This window comes from Kribbella yunnanensis, from assembly GCF_039529655.1.
Lineage (GTDB): Bacteria > Actinomycetota > Actinomycetes > Propionibacteriales > Kribbellaceae > Kribbella > Kribbella yunnanensis.
The window spans coordinates 70,163-88,845 of sequence record NZ_BAAANF010000009.1 but is presented as its reverse complement, the minus strand read 5'-3'; the positions used below and the strand labels follow the sequence as shown (position 1 = coordinate 88,845).

Sequence of the window (18,683 nt, the reverse complement as noted above, 5' to 3'; positions counted from 1 at the left end):
GCGCTCAGGGTGTAGCCGAGCGCAGCGAGGCGGAGGCATGAGCGCACAGCAGTTGGATGTGAAGAAGTCGTGGCAGGCCATTCGGCGGAGCCGGTTGCTGGTGGTCATCGCGGCCGTCATCGGACTGCTGCTCGGCGTGGCCTACGCCTTCGTGCGGCCGCCGATGTACTCGGCTGCCGCGCTGGTCGTGCTTCCGCCGCCGCAGATCGTGGCAGGCGCCACGGCCGGCTCGCAGAGCATCGACACTCAGGTGTACATCGCCGAGAGCGGCCCGGTCCTGCACAGCGCCGGCCAGAACCTGCAGCCCGCGCTGGCCACCGAGGTGGTGCGCGAGCGGGTCAAGGCGATGGCCGTGACCGACGACGTGATCCGGATCGAGGCCAAGGGCACCTCCGCCCGCGAGGCCGTCCGGCTCGCCAACGCGGTCGCGCAGGTCTACCTCGTCTTCGTCACGACCGACAAGCAACTGCCGGGTGACCTCGGCAAGCGCACCGGCGCTCGGCTGCTGGAAGGCGCCGCGGAGGCACGCGGCGGCAGCATGCTGCTCCACGCCGGCACGTACGGCGGTCTGGGCGCACTGCTCGGTGCCATCGCCGGGGCGATCATCGTGCTAGCCCGGGCTCGCGGTGACCGCCGGCTGCGGTTGCGCGACGAGATCGCCGACGCGGTCGGCCTGCCGGTCCTGGCCTCGGTGTCGTCGTACGCCGCGCAGGATCCATCGGACTGGGCAGAGCTGCTGGAGAACTACCACCCCACCGCGGTCGACGCGTGGAGTCTGCGCAAGACCCTGCATCACCTCGAACTGGATGTGAAGGGCGGTCCGCCGACCTCGCTGACCGTCATCTCGTTTGCAGACGACGACAAGGCGCGCTCACTCGGGCCCCAGCTCGCGGCGTTCGCTTCGACGTTCGGTGTCACCAGTTCGCTGGTGATCGAGCAGGTCCACCAGGAGCCGCGCGGATCGGCTTCGCTGGACATCTACCTGACGCTGGTCGACCGGGCCGAACCGCAGCTCGACGGCGAGCGCACCACGCGCACGATCATCGCGCTTTCGGCGGGCACCGTGACGGCCGAGGAGCTGGCCCGGCTGGCCGTCGCGACCACCGCGGACGACCGCACCATCGACGGCATCGTGGTCACCGATCCCGATCCGTTCGACCGGACCATCGGGCGGGTCGCGCAGTCGCAGCGGCGCTCCGGCTCGCGGCTCCCGACGCTGCTCACCGGCACGGCAAGGCGGACCCGATGACGAACCAGCAGTACTCGGAGCCGGCTGGTTCCGCCAGCTCATGGGATGACCGGGACGGTCTGTTCGACACCGAGCGCTCATCCGCCTACCCACCGGACAGCCTGGTCACCTTCCGCTTCCTGCGGGACGCGATCGTCCGGCACCGCCGGCTGTGGATGCTGCTCGCACTGATCGGCCTCGTGGGCGGCCTCGCCTCGAACTATGTGCTGCCGTCACCGCACACCGCGGCGGCCCGGGTCCTGATCACGACCCGCGAGGGCGAGGACCCGCCGAAGGCGATGGCGACCGAGGTCAGCCTGGCCACCACCAGGACGGTGGCCAACCGGGTGATCGACTCGCTGAACCTCACGGTGACACCGGACGTGCTCCTGGAGAGCTTCACGGTGCTGCCGATCACCAGCCGGGTGCTGGAGATCACCGCGACCGCGAAGTCCGACGCCGAGGCGACCACCTTGGCCACGACGATCGCACAGACGTTCCTGAAGTTCCGGCGCGAGCAGATCGCGCTGCAGGACGTGCCGCTGCGCCGCGACCTCACCACCGCCCAGAACGAGGCGGCCCTGGCCCGACAGGCCGTTGTGGCGTCCGGCGACGACCCGGCCGATCCCAAGCGCCCGAACAGCACGGAGATGACCCGGCTGAACGCCGCGCAGGACAAGGTGAAGTTCGTCCAGCAGCAACTGCTGGACTCGACCACCATCGCGTCGAAGATGAACAGCAGCCGGCTGCTCGACGCGCCGGCCCCGGTGCCCACTTCCTTCAAGCGCATGCTGGCGCTCAAGATCGGTACCGGCCTGATCGCCGGACTCTTCCTCGGGCTCGGCTTCGTCGTCGTCCGCGCGCTGATCTCGGACCGGCTGTGGAAGCGTCAGGACATCTCGAACGCACTCGGCGCCCGCGTCCGGCTCAGCACCGGCCGACCGCCGCGGCGACTCCCCCTCGGCAGGCTCCTGCGCCCGAGGCAGTCGAGGCATCGCGGGGTCCGGCTGTTGTCGCAGCACCTCGGCGGGCGGATCATCTGGGCCGAGCGGCCGTCACCGGCGCTGGCGGTGGTCAGCGTGGACGACGTACAGACCTGTGCGCTGGCCGTGGCTTCCCTGGCGGTCGCACTGGCCGACGAGGGCAAGCACGTCCTGGTCGCTGACCTCACCGGACACCAGAAGCTCGCGTCGAAGCTCGGAGTCACCACGGCGGGTACTCAGGATTCGAGCTTCAATGGTCCGGATCGTCGGATCACGGTGCACCTGCCGGAGAAGGACGCGCTGCTGCCCGAGGGCTGCTACCTACGGATCGGCGACACGAACCGCCCGTCCGGCACCGGCGACGTACAACTGGATGCTGCTTGGGAGATCGCTGACATCGTGCTCGTGCTGGCGACGCTGTCACCGGCGCTGGGTGCCGATCACCTCGGTAGCTGGGCTTCGCGCGCGGCCGTCGTCGTGACGGCCGGACGGACGTCGGCGACCAAGCTGAAGGCCACCGGAGACATGCTGCGCCTGGCCGGTCTCGAGATCGACTCCGCGATCGTGCTGCACGCGGACAAGACCGACGAGGGTGTCGGCGTGGCCGAGGCGGAGGCGGCTCCCGTCTCTGCCGACGTCGAGATGTTCTCGCGATGAACGCACTGGCCACACTCGGGGCTCGGCTCGCGCCGAAGCCCGGCTTCCGCCCGGTCCCGCCCGAGCGGCGCCGCCGGCGGCGGGTCCAGCTGGTCTGGGTACTGATGGTGATGAACGTGCTCACGTTCTTCCCGGACTCGCGGCTGCTGGTCCCGATCCCGAGCGCGCTCGGCCGGCTGATCGCACAGGGCTCGCTGCTGCTTGCTCTGGTCCTGGTCCTGACCGTGAACCGGCCACTGCGGGTGCGGCCCAGTGTGTTCATCTTCCTGGCATCACTGCTGGTCACCGAAGCCGTCATCTCCAGCCTGCGGGCGGAGTTCCTGGTCGGTGCGCTGTACCGCTCCGGCCGACTGCTGATCTTCGTCGTCGTGCTCTGGATGCTGTCGCCGTGGTGGACGCGGCGCGATCTGCTCCTCGTCCGGACCCATCTGATGATGCTGTGGGCAGTCATCGGCACGGTCGCCGCGGGTCTGCTCGCATCGCCCGGAGGCGCGTTCGTCGACGACCGGCTGACCGGCATCCTGTGGCCGATCCCCGCAACGCAGGTCGGTCACTACGCAGCGGTTGCCACCGGACTGACCACCGTCCTGTGGATGGCCGGTCTGCTGCGCCGAGAGGTCGCCCTGATCAGTGTGCTGGTCACGGTCCCGGTGCTGCTGCTCACCCACACCCGCACAGCTCTGATCGCCTTGCTGGTCGGCGGAATCGTCGCCGGGCTCAGCCTGTTCACGGCCCGCGCCCGCGCGCGGCGTACGTTCGCGATCGCCATCGGGGTGTTCTCGGTTGGGGCACTGACCATGGGCTCCGTGGTGACAACCTGGCTGGCCCGCGGTCAGGACACCGAGCAGGTCACCGCGCTGACCGGACGCCGCCTCGTCTGGGACGCGATCCTCGCGCAACCGCGGACGACGTTCGAGACCCTCTTCGGTTTCGGTCTGTCCAACAAGTCGTTTACCGGGTTGCCGATCGACAGCAACTGGCTCGGGACCTACTACGACGTCGGCCTGCTCGGTGTCGCGTTCAACATCGCGATGGTGCTGTTCGTCTTCGTCGGTGCCTGGTTCACACCACAGGGCCCACGGCGGGCGATTGCGTTGTTCATCGTCGCGTACTGCGTCGTGGCGTCGTTCACCGAGACCGGGCTGAGCGAGGCGTCGCCGTACTTCCTGGAGCTGACGCTGGCGGCATCACTGGTGTATCCGAGACCTTCCCGAGACGGCGGCGACTGATGAAGATCCTGCTGGTTCACAACAGATATCGGTCGACCGCGCCGAGTGGCGAGAACCGGGTCGTCGACCAGGAACGCGAGGCGCTCGCGGGGCTCGGTCACGACGTGCGCCTGTTCGAGCGGCAGAGCGACGAGATCGAGGAATGGCCGGCCTGGAAGAAGGCCACGCTGCCCGCGCGCGTGATCTGGAACCCGACGAGCAAGCGCGACCTGGCCGCCGAACTGAAGGACTTCCAGCCGGACGTGGTGCATGTGCACAACACGTTCCCCGTGCTCAGCCCGTCGGTGCTCTACGCCTGTCGCGCGGCGGGTGTGCCCGTGGTGATCACGTTGCACAACTACAAGTTGCTCTGCGCAAGCGGTGACTTCTATCGCGAAGGCTCGGTCTGCCACGACTGCGCCGGCGGCAACCCGCTGCCCGCGATCCGCAACAGCTGCTACCGCGGTTCGAAGCTCGCCACGGCGACGACGGTACTCAACACCCGCTCCCACCGGCGTACCTGGCAGAACCTGGTCTCGGCGTACCTGTTCATCTCCGAGTCGCAGCGCACCCTGCTGGCCGGGATGGACTTCGACCCCGACCGCAGCTTCGTCCGCTACAACTACGTCCCGTACGACGGCCCGACCGCGCAAGCCCCGAAACGTCAGGTGACGTATGTCGGCCGGCTGGATGCCGCCAAGGGCGCGCCGCTGCTGATGAAGGGCTGGGACGCGTACCGCGCGATCGCCGGTGACGACGCGTTGCAGCTGGCCGTCGCCGGTGGCGGTCCGATGCTCGACGAGGTGACCGCCTGGGCTGCCGAGCGGCCTTCGGTGCACCTGCAAGGGATGCTCAGCAAGCCCGAGATCTTCGGGCTGATCGGCGAGTCACGAGCCGTCGTACTGCCGTCGGAATGGGAGGAGACGTTTGGTCTGGTGGTGGTCGAGGCGATGGCCGTCGGCGTCCCGTTGCTGGCGTCCGGACACGGTTCCTTCCGCGAACTCGTAACCGACGGTGTCGACGGCGCGTTGTTCGATCCGGGCCGTCCCGACGAGCTGGCCAAACTCCTGCTCGACGTGGACGCCTGCCCCGACCGGTACGTCGACTTCGGTCGCAACGCCCGGACGACGTACGAGACAGTCCACGACCCGCAGTCCAATCTCGAGCAACTGCTCGACGTCTACCGCTTCGCGATCGCCAACCCGGTCCCGAGCAGGTAGCCCGTAGCTTGCCCCACCAGCCCGCCAGGCCCCGAAGGAAGAACCATGGAACAGCCCACCAGGTGGTACCGCTCACGACGCGCCGTCGTCGGCGGAAGTGCGGTCGCGCTGGTCGGACTGGTGTCAGCCGCGGCCCTGATGACCGGCGGTGCGCCGATCCTCGGCGGCAACGGCAGTGGCGGTGCGACGACCACACCGGCGAAGTCGCTGACCGCGCCGGGTAAGCCGCCGTCCGCGATCTGCGGTGCGGCAGCTCTCAACGGTCCGGCGACGCCACCGGCCGGCGCGGTGACGGTGACCACCAGCCAGAACGTGCAGGACCTGACCGTCCAGCACCCGGCCGGTACGACGTTCTGGCTCAGCCCGGGCACGCACAAGCTGCCGGGCGGGGAGTTCGTCCAGGTGATCCCGAAGGCGGGCAACCGGTACGTCGGCGCGCCCGGCGCCGTACTGGATGGTGCCAACAGCAACCGTTACGCGTTCACCGGCTACGCGCCCAACGTCAAGATCAGCAACCTCACCATCCAGAACTTCGGCGTACCCAAGGGCAACAACGACGAAGGCGTGGTGAACCACAACTCCGCCACCGGCTGGACCATCGAGTCGAGCACGATCCAGAAGAACGCCGGCGCCGGGCTGATGATCGGTAGCAAGAACGTCGTCCGGGGCAACTGTCTGCGGGACAACGGCCAGTACGGCTTCAACGCGTACAACCCGACCGAGGTCCTGGCCATCACTGTCGAGCGCAACGAGATCACCGGGAACAACACCGACGACTGGGAGAACCTCCGGCCGGCCTGCGGGTGTACCGGCGGCGGCAAGTTCTGGACGGTGACCGGGGCCGCGGTGCGCGGCAACTGGATCCACGACAACCACGGCCCGGGGCTCTGGGCCGACACGAACAACACGGCGTTCACGATCGAGGACAACTACATCTCGGGCAACTACGCCGAAGGCCTGATCTACGAGACCAGCTACAACGCCCTGATCCGGCGGAACACCTTCATCCGCAACGGACTCGGCAAGGGACCGGAGAACGAAGGCTTCCCGGCCCCGGCGCTGTACATCTCCGAATCCGGTGCGGACAAGCGGGTGGCCGGGCAGTTCGGGCAGATCTTCGAGGTCACCGGCAACGTCTTCACCGACAACTGGTCCGGCGTCATCCTCTGGGAGAACGCCGACCGGTTCGCGGGATCGCCGGCCAACACCAGCACCGGGTCCGGCACGCTGGTGAACCCGGACGTGGTCACGATCAAGACCTGCAACGCCAAGAACATCGCCAAGCAGCCCTACCTGAGCGACTGCCGCTGGAAGACCCAGAACGTCCGCGTGCACGACAACACGTTCAACCTCGACCCCGAGAAGCTCGGCGCCAAGTGCGCGTCGAACGCCGGCTGCGGGTACAACGGCATCTTCTCGAACTGGGGCACCTTCCCGGACTGGTCGCCGTACAAGGCCCGGACGATCGAGGACGCGATCACCTTCAAGCAGGCCAACCGGTTCTACGCCAACACCTACAGCGGTCCGTGGAACTTCATCGTGCACGAGCAGGGCAACTCGGTGAACTGGGCGGCCTGGCAGGGTGCGCCGTACGGACAGGACGAGGACTCCGTGATCAAGGTTTCCGGGGAGCGCTGAGACGCCGATGGCCCTCCCGCCCCCCGAACGAGTCGGCACACAGATCGCGATGACGCGGTCCGTGGGCTATGCCGCGTTCGGGCGGCACGAGCGGGATCTCGACGTACTCGACGTGATCTTCGACAGCTGGGTCGACGCACCGGGCCACGAAGACCGCCGGCAACTGCGGTTCGCCGGACACGGCATCACGCTGGACGTCGACGTACAGGGTCAGGCGGAGCTGACCGTCGAGCTGCGGGTGACGCCGTGCGGACCGGTCCAGGTCGAGTCCCGCGGGGCCGACGGGCCCGGCGACACCCGCTTGGTGAGCTTCCTGCTGCAGTGGCCGAACAGCACTCAGCGCCCGGTCCGCACCGCCTGGATCATGCTCTGATCCAAGCGGCCGACCGGGCGCTGTTGCTCACTCAGTACTGCTGTTTCAGGAGGCAAGCAGCAATCTGAGTTTGTCCAGGCAACGACCCCGGATGGGGCCGATGCTGCCGATCGGGATCCCGATCTTCTGCGAGATCTCCGCGTACGGCGCGGGCGGGTCGGCCATCAGCATGCCGAGCAACTGCTGCCACCGGTCCGGCAATGTCTCCAGTGCCTCGCGGACATCGGCAGCCCGCTCCAACGCGATCATGTCGGCATCCAGCTCGGGCTGGTCGCCCGGCTGCTCCTCGAACGCCGTCGACTCGTAGGTCAGCAGCACGCGCTTGCGAAACGCCAGTACACGCAGGCATTCGCGGCGCGTGGTGACGACCAGCCAGGCGCCGACCCGCTCGGGGTCGACGCGGTGAATGTGCTCAAGCAACCGCAACCACACCATCTGAGAAACATCTGCGGCATCGCTGTCACTGAGCCGGAAACTACGGGTGACGGCCCAGACGAGCCGCGCATAATGATCGACCAACCGGCTCCAGGCCCCCTGGTCCCCGGACGCGGCCTGGATCACCAGGGTCGCGGCCTCGGACCGGACTGTCACCTCGGTCGTCTCGGAATCAGTACCGGATTCGGCACTGAGGTGTTGCACCATGAATTCCCCCCTCGGGAATGCACCGCTCTTTTGTTGTCGTGCGATTCAGTAGGCGCCGTCGCTCCCGAGGACGGCGCGGGCGGTCTTCCAGAGAATCAGCAGATCGAGCGCGATCGACCAGTTGTCGGCATACCGCAGGTCGAGCCGCATCGACTCTTCCCAGGTCAGATCGCTGCGTCCGCTGACTTGCCACAGCCCGGTGAGTCCCGGCTTGACCAGCATCCGGCGCGAGTCGTCGATCGCGTACAGCGCGACCTCGGACTGCAACGGCGGGCGCGGGCCGACCAGTGACATCTCCCCCCGGAGAACGTTCACCAGCTGCGGCAGCTCGTCGATCGAGAAGCGGCGCAGGTACTTGCCGACCCGGGTCACCCGGGGGTCGTCGCGGAGTTTGAACAACACTCCGTTGCCCTCGTTCAGGGCGACCAGCTCGGCCTTGCGCTCCTCCGCGTCGACGACCATCGTGCGGAACTTGAACATCGGGAACTGCTCCCCGCCCCGACCGACCCGGGTCTGCTTGAACAGCACCGGGCCCTTGCTGGTCAGCTTCACCAGCGTGGCCGCGACGAGCAGGATCGGTGACACCGCGAGCAGCATCAGCACCCCGACGACACGGTCGAAGACCGCCTTCATCAGGTGCGGACCACCGCTCACCGACGGCCGCTCCAGGTGCAGGAGCGACAGCCCGGCCACCGGCCGGATCGAGATCCGCGGACCGGCCACCTCGACGATGCCCGGCGAGACGATCAGATCCACACCCCGCTGTTCGAGCGCCCACGACAGCTTGCGCAGCGAGTGCCCGGCCAGCTCCGGATCCGACGCCACCGCGACGACATCGACGTCGTACTGGTCGACGGCCGCCAGGATGTCCATCTCGGTCCGTCCGAGCCGGTCCGACACGGGCTCCTCGAAGACGTCACCACGCGGCAGACAGCTGGCCACCACGACGTACCCGTCGGCGGGCCGCTCCTCCAGGTGCCGGTGCAGCGTGATCACCTGGTCGTTGCGGCCGACCACCAGCACCCGGCGCATGCACCGGCCGGCGAACCGGCGCCAGGAGATCTGCCGGTGCAGCACCCAGCGGCCGGTCATCGCCGCCAGACACGTCATCGGCACCGCGAGCAGCACGAAACCACGAGCGACCTCGCTCTTGGTCGCGTACGACGTGATCGCGACCGCGGCGGTCAGCGCCACCGCGGCCCGGATGATGGACCGGAACTCCTCCGGCCCGGTACCGAAGTACCGGCTCTCGTAGCCACGGGCCAGCGCCACACAAACCAGCCAGGCGACCGGGATCAAGGCCCCGATCACCAGATAGGCGAGATTGATCTGGGCCCCGAACCGGCCGAGCAACGCCAGCGAAACCCCGATCAGCGCCGCGGTCAGGTCACCGGCGAGCGCAGCCCGCCGGTACTTGGCCACCCAGCGCGCCTCGGTGAAACGTGCCGCTCGCGGCACGGTCGCCTGCACCTCGTCCGGAACAACCCAGACCGGCCGACGACGTTCCCCCGAGGCCGCCGGCCGCAGATCAGCCGGTTCGGCCAACCCCTCGGACATGACAAACTCAGTCACGCACAGTCACCCCCCACAGGTGAACTTCGACGCCCGTGACCAACCCACTCCCCGTCACGGACAGTCGTCCAACGCCGCCCCCACAACGGCGTGGCAGAACAGTACTACGTCAGACCGGGGGCGAACAGTATTGACAGCGAGTGTTTACCCCTGCGCAACGCAGCGTGGATCGCTGGACACACTGCGGACAGAACCCCGAGGAATTGAAGAACCCCGAGAACCGGTAGCGGTTCTCGGGGTTCTTGCCGACGCTACCGCGACGGAAGGGGGGCGATCAGCCGGCGATCAGGCCGTCGCCGCTGATCAGTTCACGCATCTCGGCCAGCGAGCTGTCGCTCGGCGGCAGGATGGCGTCGGAGTCGTGCAGCACTTCGTCCGGCACCTTCTCGCCGGACCGGACAAAGTCGAGCAGGGCGGCGAAGGCGGTCCGGAAACCGGCCTCGTCACCGGCCGCGACGGCCTTCTCCAGGTCGCCGTCGACCGAGTTCAGCTGGTCGAGCTTGTCGTCGGCGAGCTGCCACTGGCCCTCACCCATGATGCGAACGATCATCTAACGTCTCCGTCTTGTGGTCGCGCCGGCTCCGCTACCGGCTGTTGCACTGGCTGGGCGGGTTGTGCGGCTGCCCCGGGCGCCTCACCGGACAACTGCTTGGGGGCGCTGCCCCCGGAGAGCTGGGCCTTCATCGCGGCCAGCTCGTCCTCGACACCGGAGGTGGACGACATCCGCTCCAGCTCGAGGGTGATGCTGTCCTTCTGCGTGCCGGTGGCGTCGTCGAGCGCGCCGGAGGCCAGCAGCTCGTCGATCGCGCCGGCCCGGGCCTGCATCTGCTGGGTCTTGTCCTCGGCCCGCTGCACGGCCAGACCGACGTCGCTCATCTCCTCGGAGATACCCGAGAAGGCCTCGTTGATCCGGGTCTGCGCCTCGGCCGCGGTGTAGGTGGCCTTGATGGTCTCCTTGCGGGTCCGGAAGGACTCGACCTTGGCCTGCAGGCGCTGGGAGGCCAGCGTCAGCTTCTCCTCCTCACCCTGCAGCTGGGCGTGCTGGGTGGTCAGGTCGTCGATCTGCCCCTGCAGCCCGGACTTGCGGGTCAGGGCCTCCCGGGCCAGGTCCTCGCGGCCCATCGAGAGCGCCTTCTGCGCCTGGTCCTGCAGCTTGGCCGACTGCGCCTGCAGCTGCGAGGCCTGCAGCTCCACCCGCTTCCGGCTGGTGGCCACGTCGGCCACTCCCCGGCGTACCTTCTGGAGCAGCTCGAGCTGCTTCTGGTACGAGTAGTCAAGGGTTTCGCGAGGATCCTCGGCCTTGTCCAGGGCGGTGTTCGCCTTGGCCTTGAAGATCGTCGACATCCGCTTGAAGATGCTCATCGATATCCGTACCCCTTCTGTGCCGGAGCGTCGACCCGGCGTGCGTGTCAACCACCCTATGTCCCTACGGGTCACCACACCATCGGGACAGGCCCGGATAAAGTGGTGTCCACATCCGGGGACCACCCCGAGTCGCGATGTCCTGCCGAATGAGGTTCAGACCCCGTGTTCCGTCGTACCAAGTCCGATACAACAACACCCACCGTACCCGCCGAGCCACAGGCCAAGCCGGGCGGCAAGGGTCGGCCGACCCCGTCGCGCAAAGAAGCCGAGGCGGCCCGGAAGGCGTCGTACAAGAAGCCGCGCAACCGCAAGGAGGCGTCGGCACTGCGCCGGGAGAAGATGCGGACCGAGCGGGCCAAGATGCAGTCCGCGCTGCAGACGGGTGACGACCGCTACCTGCCGGCCGCCGACAAGGGCCCGGTACGGCGCTTCGCTCGCGACTACGTGGACGCGCGCTACTCGGTGATGGAGTTCGCGCTGCCGATCCTGCTCGTGGTGTCGCTGGTCGGGGTCGTGTTCTCGCGGGAGTTCCCGTGGCTGGCCGGGCTGGTGAACATCTTCTTCCTGGTGATGATTCTGGTCATCGCGGGTGACTGGTTCCTGCTGTCGGCGGGCCTGAAGAAGGCGGTCGGGGTGAAGTTCCCGAGCGAGCCGGTGAAGGGCATCGGGTTCTACGCGGTCCGGCGGACCATGCAGATGCGCCGGTGGCGGCTGCCCAAGCCGATGGTCAAGCGCGGCGAGAAGCCCGTCTGACCAAGTAGGGTCGGGGTCATGGACTTCCGCTATCTCGGCAACAGTGGTTTGAAGGTCAGCGAGATCTCGTACGGGAACTGGCTCACACACGGTTCCCAGGTGGAGAACGATCAGGCCAAGGCGTGTGTGCAGGCGGCCCTGGAGGCCGGCATCACCACGTTCGACACGGCCGACACCTACGCGAACACCAAGGCCGAATCGGTTCTTGGTGAGGCGCTGGCAGGTGAGCGGCGCGAGTCGCTGGAGATCTTCACCAAGGTCTACTGGCCGACCGGACCCGGCGGACCGAACGACACCGGTCTGTCCCGCAAGCACATCCACGAGTCGATCAACGGGTCGCTGAAGCGGCTGCGGACCGACTACGTCGACCTCTACCAGGCGCACCGGTTCGACACCGAGACGCCGCTCGAGGAGACCATGGAGGCCTTCGCCGACGTGGTCCGCCAGGGCAAGGCGCTCTACATCGGGGTCTCGGAGTGGACCGCGGAGCAGCTGCAGGAAGGCCACCGGCTGGCCCGCGAGCTGCGCATCCCGTTCGTGTCGAACCAGCCGCAGTACAGCATGCTCTGGCGCACCATCGAGGCCGAGGTGGTCCCGGCGTCGGAGGAGCTCGGCATCAGCCAGATCGTGTTCTCCCCGATCGCGCAGGGCGTGCTGACCGGCAAGTACCTGCCGGGGCAGCAGCCTCCGGAGGGATCCCGGGCGACCGACGCGAACGGCGCCAACATGATCAAGCGGTTCCTGAACGACGACGTCCTGACCCGGGTCCAGGAGCTGAAGCCGATCGCCGACGAGGCCGGCCTGTCGCTCGGCCAACTGGCCGTCGCCTGGGTCCTGCAGAACCCGAACGTGGCCTCCGCGATCGTCGGCGCCTCCCGGCCCGAGCAGGTCGTGGAGAACGTGAAGGCCGCCGGCGTGAAGCTCGAGGAGACCGTGCTGAAGCGGATCGACGAGACGCTCGGCAGCATCATCGAGCGCGACCCGGCCAAGACCGCGCAGAACTCCCCGCAGACCCGGCCCGGCTCATGAGCTGGGTGTGGCGGTTCGAGACCGCGACCGGTGCCGTCGTCGACCCGAGCGAGGTCGGCGGCACCGAATTCTCCGCGCAGGGCGACGCCGAGAGCTGGCTGGGCGAGATCTGGCGCGAGCTCACCGAGAAGGGTGTCGGGCAGGTCTTCCTGCTCGAGGACGGGCGTGAGGTGTACGGCCCGATGAGCCTGGAGGCGCAGGAGTAGCAAGCCGTAGCGGTTACCCTGCTGCGGTGACTGTGAAACGACTGCTTCTGAGCTTGGTGGCGGGACTCCTGCTCGCAGGGACCGCCACCACGCAAGCGCATGCCGAGGACGGCTTCAAGTTCTGGGGCTACTACCAGTGGAGCTCGGGCCAGTGGTCCTTCGCGCAGAAGGGCCCGGACGGCGTCGTACCGGCTGATGGGTCCGTGGAGGGCTGGCGGTATGCGCTCGGTGGCGCCAAGCCGCGAGTGCCGCGGGCTGCTGGTGACTTCGAGGCGATCTGCAAGGACGTCCCGGCCGAGACGGGCAAGAAGCGGGTGGCGGTCGTGATCGACCCCGGTACGGCGGAGGACCAGCCGACCGGCGAGCAGGCCGGCACTCCTGCCGGGACCTGTGTGGTGACGGATCCGAAGTCCAACGGGGCGCAGGTGCTGGCCGCGGTCGGACCGACACGGATCGAGAAGGGTCTGACCTGCGGGATCGGCGGCTACCCGTCCAAGGGGTGCGGTGAGCCGGTGAAGAACATCCAGGTCCCGGCGACCGATCAGCCGGTGCAGTTGCAGATCGACAACCCGGTCGGCTCGTCGAAGGTACCGGCTGGATCGGTGGCGGACGACAACAAGGGCAGCGGCACCTGGGTGCCACTGATTCTCGTGGTGGTGCTCGTCGGCGCTCTGGCCGCGGGTGGTGTGGTTCTGGTGCGCCGCCGGCGCACGAGAGCGTAGTGCGTGCCGTCCACCGCCTGACGCTCCCCCGGGCGCTGCATCCGGGGGCCTGGTGGCTGTGGGCTCTCGGGATGGCGGTCGCCGCCAGCCGGACCCGCAACCCGGTGCTGCTGGCACTGATCCTTGCGGTGACCGGGTTCGTGGTGGCTGCCCGTCGTACTGATGCTCCCTGGGCGCACAGCTTCACTGCGTTCCTCAAGCTCGGTCTGATGGTGATCGGGATCCGCATCGTCCTGCAGGCGTTGCTCTCGACGCGCTCGCAGGGGAACTTCGTGCTGTTCACGCTGCCGCAGATCCCCTTGCCGGACTGGGCTGCCGGGGTCAAGCTGGGTGGGCAGGTGACCGCTGAGGCTGTCGTCACGGCTCTGTACGACGGTGGCCAGCTCGCGGTGATGTTGTGCTGTATCGGTGCGGCCAATGCGCTGGCCAGTCCGCGGCGGCTGCTCAAGTCGTTGCCGGGGGCCCTCTACGAGATGGGTGTGGCCTGTGTGGTCGCTCTGACGTTCGCACCGCAGCTGGTGACCGACGCGCGCCGGATCCGGGCTGCGCGGCGGCTTCGTGGCCGGACCCGCGGGTCGTTCCGGACCACGGCCATGCCGGTCCTGGAGGGTGCGCTGGACAGGTCGGTGGAGTTGGCTGCTGCGATGGACTCGCGCGGCTATGGGCGGACTGCTCAGGTACCGCGTCGCCAGCGGCGGATTACTGGGTTGTGTGTGCTGTTGGGGCTGCTGGGCATTCTGCTCGGGGTCTACGCGCTGCTGACGGATTCGCTCGCGTTTCCGTTTGCACTGACCGCACTGGCGATCGGACTGCTGCTTGCGGTTGGTGCGCTGGGCATCGGTCGGCGGCGGGTGACGCGAACGCGCTACCGGCCCGATCCGTGGGCACTGCCGGAGTGGCTGGTGACTGCGGCCGGTGCTGCGGCTGCCGCTGTCATGGTGGTCGCTGCGGTCCGCGGGGTGCACGGACTGCTGCTGGCGGGACCACTCGTCGTACCGCCGATTCCGGTGCTGCCGGTGGTCGGCGTACTGATCGGCCTGGCACCGGCGCTGGCCGCGCCTCCTATCCGGCAGGGGGCCGCGGCGTGATCGAGTTCGACCACGTGACAGTCACGTACGACGGCGCTGCGGCGCCCGCCGTACGGGATGTGAGCTTCACGGTGCCTGAGGGTGAGTTGGCGCTGGTGATCGGGCGGACCGGTTCCGGTAAGTCGACCCTGTTGCGGGCGATCAATGGGCTGGTTCCGCACTTCACCGGCGGCACGCTGGCTGGGCGGGTGTTGGTGAACGGGCGGGACACGCGGGAGTACCGGCCGCGCGATCTGGCTGATGTGGTCGGGTTCGTCGGGCAGGACCCGATGACCGGGTTCGTCACGGACACCGTTGAGGACGAGCTCGCGTACAGCATGGAGTCGCTCGGTACGGCGCCCGACGTGATGCGGCGTCGAGTCGAGGAGACGCTGGATCTGCTGGGGCTAGCGGACGTTCGTGACCGCGCACTGACGTCACTGTCCGGTGGCCAACGGCAACGAACCGCTATCGGCGCGGCGCTGACCTCGCATCCCGCTGTGCTCGTGCTGGACGAGCCGACCTCCGCACTGGACCCACAGGCGGCTGAGGAGGTGCTGGCCGCGTTGCAGCGGCTCGTGCACGACCTGGGCGTCACTGTGGTGATGGCTGAGCACCGGCTCGAGCGCGTGGTGCAGTACGCCGACCGTGTGATCGAAGTACCGGGCGGGATCGGACTGGTGTCGACCGGGCTTCCTGCCGACCAGATGGTGACCGCACCGGTCGCACCGCCGGTGGTGGAGCTCGGCCGGTTGGCTGGGTGGTCTCCCCTACCGCTGTCGGTGCGGGACGCACGGCGAGCCGCTGTGGCGTTGCGGAACCAGTTGGCTGATGTGAAGCCGTTGCGGCGTCCTGCTGTGACCGGGGCTGAGCTGGCCGGCTGCAAGGACCTGATCGTTGGCTATGGGGCCGTGACCGCCTTGCGTGGGGTGTCGCTCAGCATCCGGGCCGGCGAGATCGTCGCACTGATGGGCCGCAACGGCGCTGGCAAGTCCACGCTGCTCAATGCGCTAGTGGGAATCGTGCCGCCGCGCTCTGGCACAGTGACCGCGGCTGGAGCCGACCCCCGTCGTACTCGACCGGCCAAGCTGGTCAAGGCGGTCGGACTGGTACCGCAGGAGCCGGCTGACCTGTTGTATGCGGCAACAGTCGTCGACGAGTGCGCTGGCGCGGACTCCGACTTCCGCGTGCCCGCTGGGACCTGTCGGGCGGTGCTGGAACGACTGGCACCGGGTGTGGACGACCAGCTGCACCCACGGGACCTGTCCGAGGGACAACGCCTGTGTCTGGCATTGGCCGTCGTACTGTGTGGTGCACCGCCGCTGTTGCTGCTGGATGAGCCCACTCGCGGTCTGGACTACGGCGCCAAGCGGCGGCTGGTCGAGATCCTGCGTGAACTGGCTGCGGCCGGCCATGCGGTCGTGCTGTCGACACACGACGTCGAGATGGTGGCTGAGGTCGCCACTCGAGTGATGGTGCTCGCAGACGGCGAGCTGGTGAGCGAGGGCGAGACTGCGACCGTTGTGGCGGACTCCCCCGCGTTTGCACCGCAGGTGGCGAAGATCCTGGCGCCACTGCCGTTCCTGACCGTTGGCGAGGTCGCTACGGCTCTGGAGCGCGCCTCGTGAACCTGATCCGACTGCGGCCGCGCAGTACCGGCACGCTGTTGCTCGCGTCTCTGGTTGGCGTGTTTGCGTTCGCTTGGCCACTGCTCTGGCAGACCGACCAAGCAGGAGAGTCTGCGATCGGTCACACGACCGATGCGCCTTGGCTGTTCGTCTTGCTGCTGCCGCTGCTGGTGGCCGTCGTACTGGCTGAGCTGTCCGAGTCCGGGATCGATGCGAAGGTCGTGTCCCTGCTGGGGATGCTGGCAGCGGTTGGGGCTGCACTGCGTGCGCTGGGTCCGGGGACGGCTGGTTTGGAGCCTGGGTTCTTTCTGCTGGTGCTGGCCGGACGTGCCTTTGGGGCTGGGTTCGGCTTCGTTCTGGGGTCGGTGTCGCTGCTGGGTGGTGCGCTAATCAGTGGTGGCGTCGGACCGTGGATGCCGTTCCAGATGTTCGCCTGTGCGTGGGTGGGCTGTCTGGCCGGCCTGCTGCCGCGGGCGGGCGGGCGACTCGAGGTGCTGCTGCTGGCGACGTACTCGCTGGTTGCTGGTGTCTTGTACGGCGTGGTGATGAACCTGTGGTTCTGGCCGTACGCCACCTTCGGCAGTGACTTCTCGTTCATCCCGGGTGACGCGCTGGTGGACAACCTGCACCGGTACCTGCTGTTCGTCGTGGCGACCTCGCTTGGGTGGGACATCCCTCGCGGCGTGCTGTGCGCCGTACTGGTGCTGGTGCTCGGACGGCCGGTGCTGAACGCGTTCCGCCGTACCGCCCGGAAGGCTGCCTTCGACACCCCGGTGGTTTTCGAGCCAAGGAGTCCGCATGCCTGACCGCACCCTCATCCTCGGCGGCGCCCGCTCCGGCAAGTCCGTAGCGGCCGAGCGGCTGCTGGCCGACGTACCGAGCGTCCTGTACGTCGCCACTGGCGGAGACGACTCCGGTAGCGCGGAGTGGGCTGCGCGCGTGGCCAAGCACCAGGCCCGGCGGCCGTCATCGTGGGGTCTGGTCGAGACGATCGACCTCGTCCCGCTGCTCTCGGAACCCGGTCAGCCGCTGCTCATCGACTGCCTGACGCTCTGGCTGTCCCGGACCATGGACGCCCTCGAGATCTGGCCCGACCTGACCCGCGCAGCCCTGGTCGAGGACCGCATCGCCGCACTGACCGCGGCGTGGGCCGAGACCCCGCGCATCGTGGTTGCCGTCAGCAACGACATCGGCTCCGGTGTGGTCCCCGCCGACCCCGGTACCCGCCTCTTCCGCGACCTGATGGGCCGCCTCAACACCAGCATCTCCCTCGCCTCCGACCAGGCCCTCTACACGATCGCCGGCCGAACCCTCCCGCTCACATGATCGATTCGCTACGCCTCGCCTTCGGCCTGCTCACCATCCTCCCCGCCGGAATGCCGTCCCACGTCGACCGCGTGGTCGGGCGACGAGCGATGATCCTCGCCCCGCTGGTCGGCGCCGTACTCGGCGCAATCGCAGCCGGCGTGGTCGCCCTCGCCCAGTTGGTGCGACCGGACGCCGACCTGCTGGCCGCCGTACTGGGCGTCCTGGTCGTAGCCGCCCTCTCCGGCGGCCTGCACCTGGACGGTCTCGCCGACTTCGCCGACGCCCTAGGCAGCCGCCGAGACCGCGAAACCATGCTCCGCATCATGAAACAAAGCGACATCGGCCCCTTCGGCGTGGTCAGCATCGTCGGAGTCCTCCTGGTCGACGTAGCCGCCCTCACCGCCTGTCTCCAGGCCAACCTCGGCTGGCAAGCCATCCTGATCGCCACCACCGCCAGCCGCCTAACCCTCCCCTGGACCTGCCGAACCACCATCCCCCCAGCCCGCCCCGAAGGCCTAGGCGCCCTAGTAGCCGCCACAGTCCACCCCCGAACCGCCCTATTCACCACCCTCGCCGTACTGGTCCCCACCGCGACCCTCAGCTGGCTCACCCTCCCGATCGCCGCCACCATCGCGACAGCCATCGCCGTACTGCTAGCCGTCCTCACCGCCCTAGCCACCACCCGCCGAGCCCAATCCGCCCTAGGCGGCACCACCGGCGACGTCCTAGGCACCGCCATAGAACTAACCCTCCCCATCACCCTCCTAACCCTCGCCCTAACGCCCTGAGCCAAAGGTGGGTCGCCTTCTCTTTGTGCACGCGCCGCATCTTTGTGAACCCACCAACCGTTTTCGCGTCCCCAAAACGATCGGTGGGTACACAAAGTCGCGCATCGTGCCCAAAGGTGGGGCGGCGTGTCTTTGGGCGCGGAGGAGGGGGTGGGGTGGATCGGGGGCGTGGCGGGGAGGGATCGGGGGCGTGGCGGGGAGTGGATCGGCGTGGTTGGGGTTGCGTGGGGGGTGGGGGCGGTGGGGAGGGATAGGGTCTGGGGCGGGGCGTTGGGGGTTTGAGTGAGGCGGAGGAT

19 protein-coding genes are annotated in these 18,683 nt (G+C 68.3%); 15 read left to right on the top strand and 4 right to left on the bottom strand.

Going from position 1 to position 18,683, the window contains the following annotated elements:
* The first annotated feature begins 37 nt into the window (after positions 1-37).
* Genes ABD231_RS13955 through ABD231_RS13930 form a run of 6 tightly spaced genes read left to right on the top strand, consistent with a single transcriptional unit; the run spans position 38 to position 7,307 of the window.
* Positions 38-1,249, top strand: coding sequence for a Wzz/FepE/Etk N-terminal domain-containing protein (locus tag ABD231_RS13955; protein ID WP_344150346.1), 1,212 nt, complete (start codon positions 38-40; stop codon positions 1,247-1,249).
* Positions 1,246-2,868: a YveK family protein gene (locus ABD231_RS13950; protein WP_344150343.1), complete on the top strand. Its 1,623-nt coding sequence runs from the start codon at positions 1,246-1,248 to the stop codon at positions 2,866-2,868. The genes ABD231_RS13955 and ABD231_RS13950 overlap by 4 nt, the downstream gene beginning before the upstream one ends.
* Complete coding sequence (locus tag ABD231_RS13945; protein ID WP_344150340.1) at positions 2,865-4,097, top strand: hypothetical protein; 1,233 nt, start codon at positions 2,865-2,867, stop codon at positions 4,095-4,097. Before ABD231_RS13950 ends, ABD231_RS13945 begins: the two co-directional genes overlap by 4 nt.
* Positions 4,097-5,296, top strand: a complete 1,200-nt coding sequence (locus tag ABD231_RS13940; protein WP_344150337.1) for a glycosyltransferase — start codon at positions 4,097-4,099, stop codon at positions 5,294-5,296. The genes ABD231_RS13945 and ABD231_RS13940 overlap by 1 nt, the downstream gene beginning before the upstream one ends.
* 45 nt (positions 5,297-5,341) lie before the next feature.
* Positions 5,342-6,934, top strand: coding sequence for a right-handed parallel beta-helix repeat-containing protein (locus tag ABD231_RS13935; RefSeq protein WP_344150334.1), 1,593 nt, complete (start codon positions 5,342-5,344; stop codon positions 6,932-6,934).
* Between the two features lie 49 nt (positions 6,935-6,983).
* Positions 6,984-7,307, top strand: a complete 324-nt coding sequence (locus ABD231_RS13930) for a hypothetical protein (RefSeq protein ID WP_344150331.1) — start codon at positions 6,984-6,986, stop codon at positions 7,305-7,307.
* A 45-nt stretch (positions 7,308-7,352) separates the two neighbouring features.
* Here ABD231_RS13930 and ABD231_RS13925 read toward each other — a convergent pair whose 3' ends face one another.
* The 4 genes from ABD231_RS13925 to ABD231_RS13910 form a co-directional block, all read right to left on the bottom strand.
* Positions 7,353-7,949 (bottom strand): RNA polymerase sigma factor, encoded by a 597-nt coding sequence (locus ABD231_RS13925; RefSeq protein ID WP_344150328.1) that lies wholly within the window; start codon positions 7,947-7,949, stop codon positions 7,353-7,355.
* A gap of 45 nt (positions 7,950-7,994) precedes the next feature.
* Entirely contained in the window at positions 7,995-9,521 is a 1,527-nt protein-coding gene (locus ABD231_RS13920; protein ID WP_344150325.1) for a sugar transferase, read from the bottom strand.
* A 274-nt stretch (positions 9,522-9,795) separates the two neighbouring features.
* Positions 9,796-10,071, bottom strand: a complete 276-nt coding sequence (gene pspAA, locus ABD231_RS13915) for a PspA-associated protein PspAA (protein WP_344150322.1) — start codon at positions 10,069-10,071, stop codon at positions 9,796-9,798.
* Positions 10,068-10,883, bottom strand: a complete 816-nt coding sequence (locus ABD231_RS13910) for a PspA/IM30 family protein (protein ID WP_344150319.1) — start codon at positions 10,881-10,883, stop codon at positions 10,068-10,070. Before ABD231_RS13910 ends, pspAA begins: the two co-directional genes overlap by 4 nt.
* Positions 10,884-11,048: 165 nt before the next feature.
* Between ABD231_RS13910 and ABD231_RS13905 the strand changes: the two genes are divergently transcribed.
* Genes ABD231_RS13905 through cobS form a run of 9 tightly spaced genes read left to right on the top strand, consistent with a single transcriptional unit; the run spans position 11,049 to position 18,387 of the window.
* Positions 11,049-11,639 (top strand): DUF3043 domain-containing protein, encoded by a 591-nt coding sequence (locus tag ABD231_RS13905; protein WP_344150316.1) that lies wholly within the window; start codon positions 11,049-11,051, stop codon positions 11,637-11,639.
* Positions 11,640-11,657: 18 nt separating this feature from the next.
* Entirely contained in the window at positions 11,658-12,668 is a 1,011-nt protein-coding gene (locus ABD231_RS13900) for an aldo/keto reductase family protein (RefSeq protein WP_344150313.1), read from the top strand.
* Positions 12,665-12,874, top strand: a complete 210-nt coding sequence (locus tag ABD231_RS13895; RefSeq protein ID WP_344150310.1) for a hypothetical protein — start codon at positions 12,665-12,667, stop codon at positions 12,872-12,874. Before ABD231_RS13900 ends, ABD231_RS13895 begins: the two co-directional genes overlap by 4 nt.
* A gap of 26 nt (positions 12,875-12,900) precedes the next feature.
* Positions 12,901-13,596, top strand: a complete 696-nt coding sequence (locus ABD231_RS13890) for an SCO2322 family protein (protein WP_344150307.1) — start codon at positions 12,901-12,903, stop codon at positions 13,594-13,596.
* Entirely contained in the window at positions 13,596-14,684 is a 1,089-nt protein-coding gene (locus ABD231_RS13885; RefSeq protein WP_344150304.1) for a CbiQ family ECF transporter T component, read from the top strand. The genes ABD231_RS13890 and ABD231_RS13885 overlap by 1 nt, the downstream gene beginning before the upstream one ends.
* Positions 14,681-16,291: an ABC transporter ATP-binding protein gene (locus tag ABD231_RS13880; protein ID WP_344150301.1), complete on the top strand. Its 1,611-nt coding sequence runs from the start codon at positions 14,681-14,683 to the stop codon at positions 16,289-16,291. Before ABD231_RS13885 ends, ABD231_RS13880 begins: the two co-directional genes overlap by 4 nt.
* Complete coding sequence (locus ABD231_RS13875; RefSeq protein ID WP_344150298.1) at positions 16,288-17,097, top strand: ECF transporter S component; 810 nt, start codon at positions 16,288-16,290, stop codon at positions 17,095-17,097. The genes ABD231_RS13880 and ABD231_RS13875 overlap by 4 nt, the downstream gene beginning before the upstream one ends.
* Positions 17,090-17,617 carry a bifunctional adenosylcobinamide kinase/adenosylcobinamide-phosphate guanylyltransferase gene (locus tag ABD231_RS13870; RefSeq protein WP_344150295.1) on the top strand — a complete coding sequence of 176 codons (528 nt, stop codon included), beginning with the start codon at positions 17,090-17,092 and terminating at the stop codon, positions 17,615-17,617. Before ABD231_RS13875 ends, ABD231_RS13870 begins: the two co-directional genes overlap by 8 nt.
* Complete coding sequence (gene cobS / locus ABD231_RS13865; protein WP_344150292.1) at positions 17,614-18,387, top strand: adenosylcobinamide-GDP ribazoletransferase; 774 nt, start codon at positions 17,614-17,616, stop codon at positions 18,385-18,387. Before ABD231_RS13870 ends, cobS begins: the two co-directional genes overlap by 4 nt.
* Positions 18,388-18,683: the final 296 nt, after the last annotated feature.

Bases quoted from the DNA above. Each gene is read 5' to 3' on its own strand.
- ABD231_RS13950 (WP_344150343.1), top strand. From the start codon at position 1,246: ATGACGAACCAGCAGTACTCGGAGCCGGCTGGTTCCGCCAGCTCATGG.
- cobS (WP_344150292.1), top strand. From the start codon at position 17,614: ATGATCGATTCGCTACGCCTCGCCTTCGGCCTGCTCACCATCCTCCCC.
- ABD231_RS13870 (WP_344150295.1), top strand. From the start codon at position 17,090: ATGCCTGACCGCACCCTCATCCTCGGCGGCGCCCGCTCCGGCAAGTCC.
- ABD231_RS13925 (WP_344150328.1), bottom strand. From the start codon at position 7,949: ATGGTGCAACACCTCAGTGCCGAATCCGGTACTGATTCCGAGACGACC.
- ABD231_RS13945 (WP_344150340.1), top strand. From the start codon at position 2,865: ATGAACGCACTGGCCACACTCGGGGCTCGGCTCGCGCCGAAGCCCGGC.
- ABD231_RS13910 (WP_344150319.1), bottom strand. From the start codon at position 10,883: ATGAGCATCTTCAAGCGGATGTCGACGATCTTCAAGGCCAAGGCGAAC.
- ABD231_RS13955 (WP_344150346.1), top strand. From the start codon at position 38: ATGAGCGCACAGCAGTTGGATGTGAAGAAGTCGTGGCAGGCCATTCGG.
- ABD231_RS13895 (WP_344150310.1), top strand. From the start codon at position 12,665: ATGAGCTGGGTGTGGCGGTTCGAGACCGCGACCGGTGCCGTCGTCGAC.
- ABD231_RS13930 (WP_344150331.1), top strand. From the start codon at position 6,984: ATGACGCGGTCCGTGGGCTATGCCGCGTTCGGGCGGCACGAGCGGGAT.
- pspAA (WP_344150322.1), bottom strand. From the start codon at position 10,071: ATGATCGTTCGCATCATGGGTGAGGGCCAGTGGCAGCTCGCCGACGAC.
- ABD231_RS13900 (WP_344150313.1), top strand. From the start codon at position 11,658: ATGGACTTCCGCTATCTCGGCAACAGTGGTTTGAAGGTCAGCGAGATC.
- ABD231_RS13935 (WP_344150334.1), top strand. From the start codon at position 5,342: ATGGAACAGCCCACCAGGTGGTACCGCTCACGACGCGCCGTCGTCGGC.
- ABD231_RS13940 (WP_344150337.1), top strand. From the start codon at position 4,097: ATGAAGATCCTGCTGGTTCACAACAGATATCGGTCGACCGCGCCGAGT.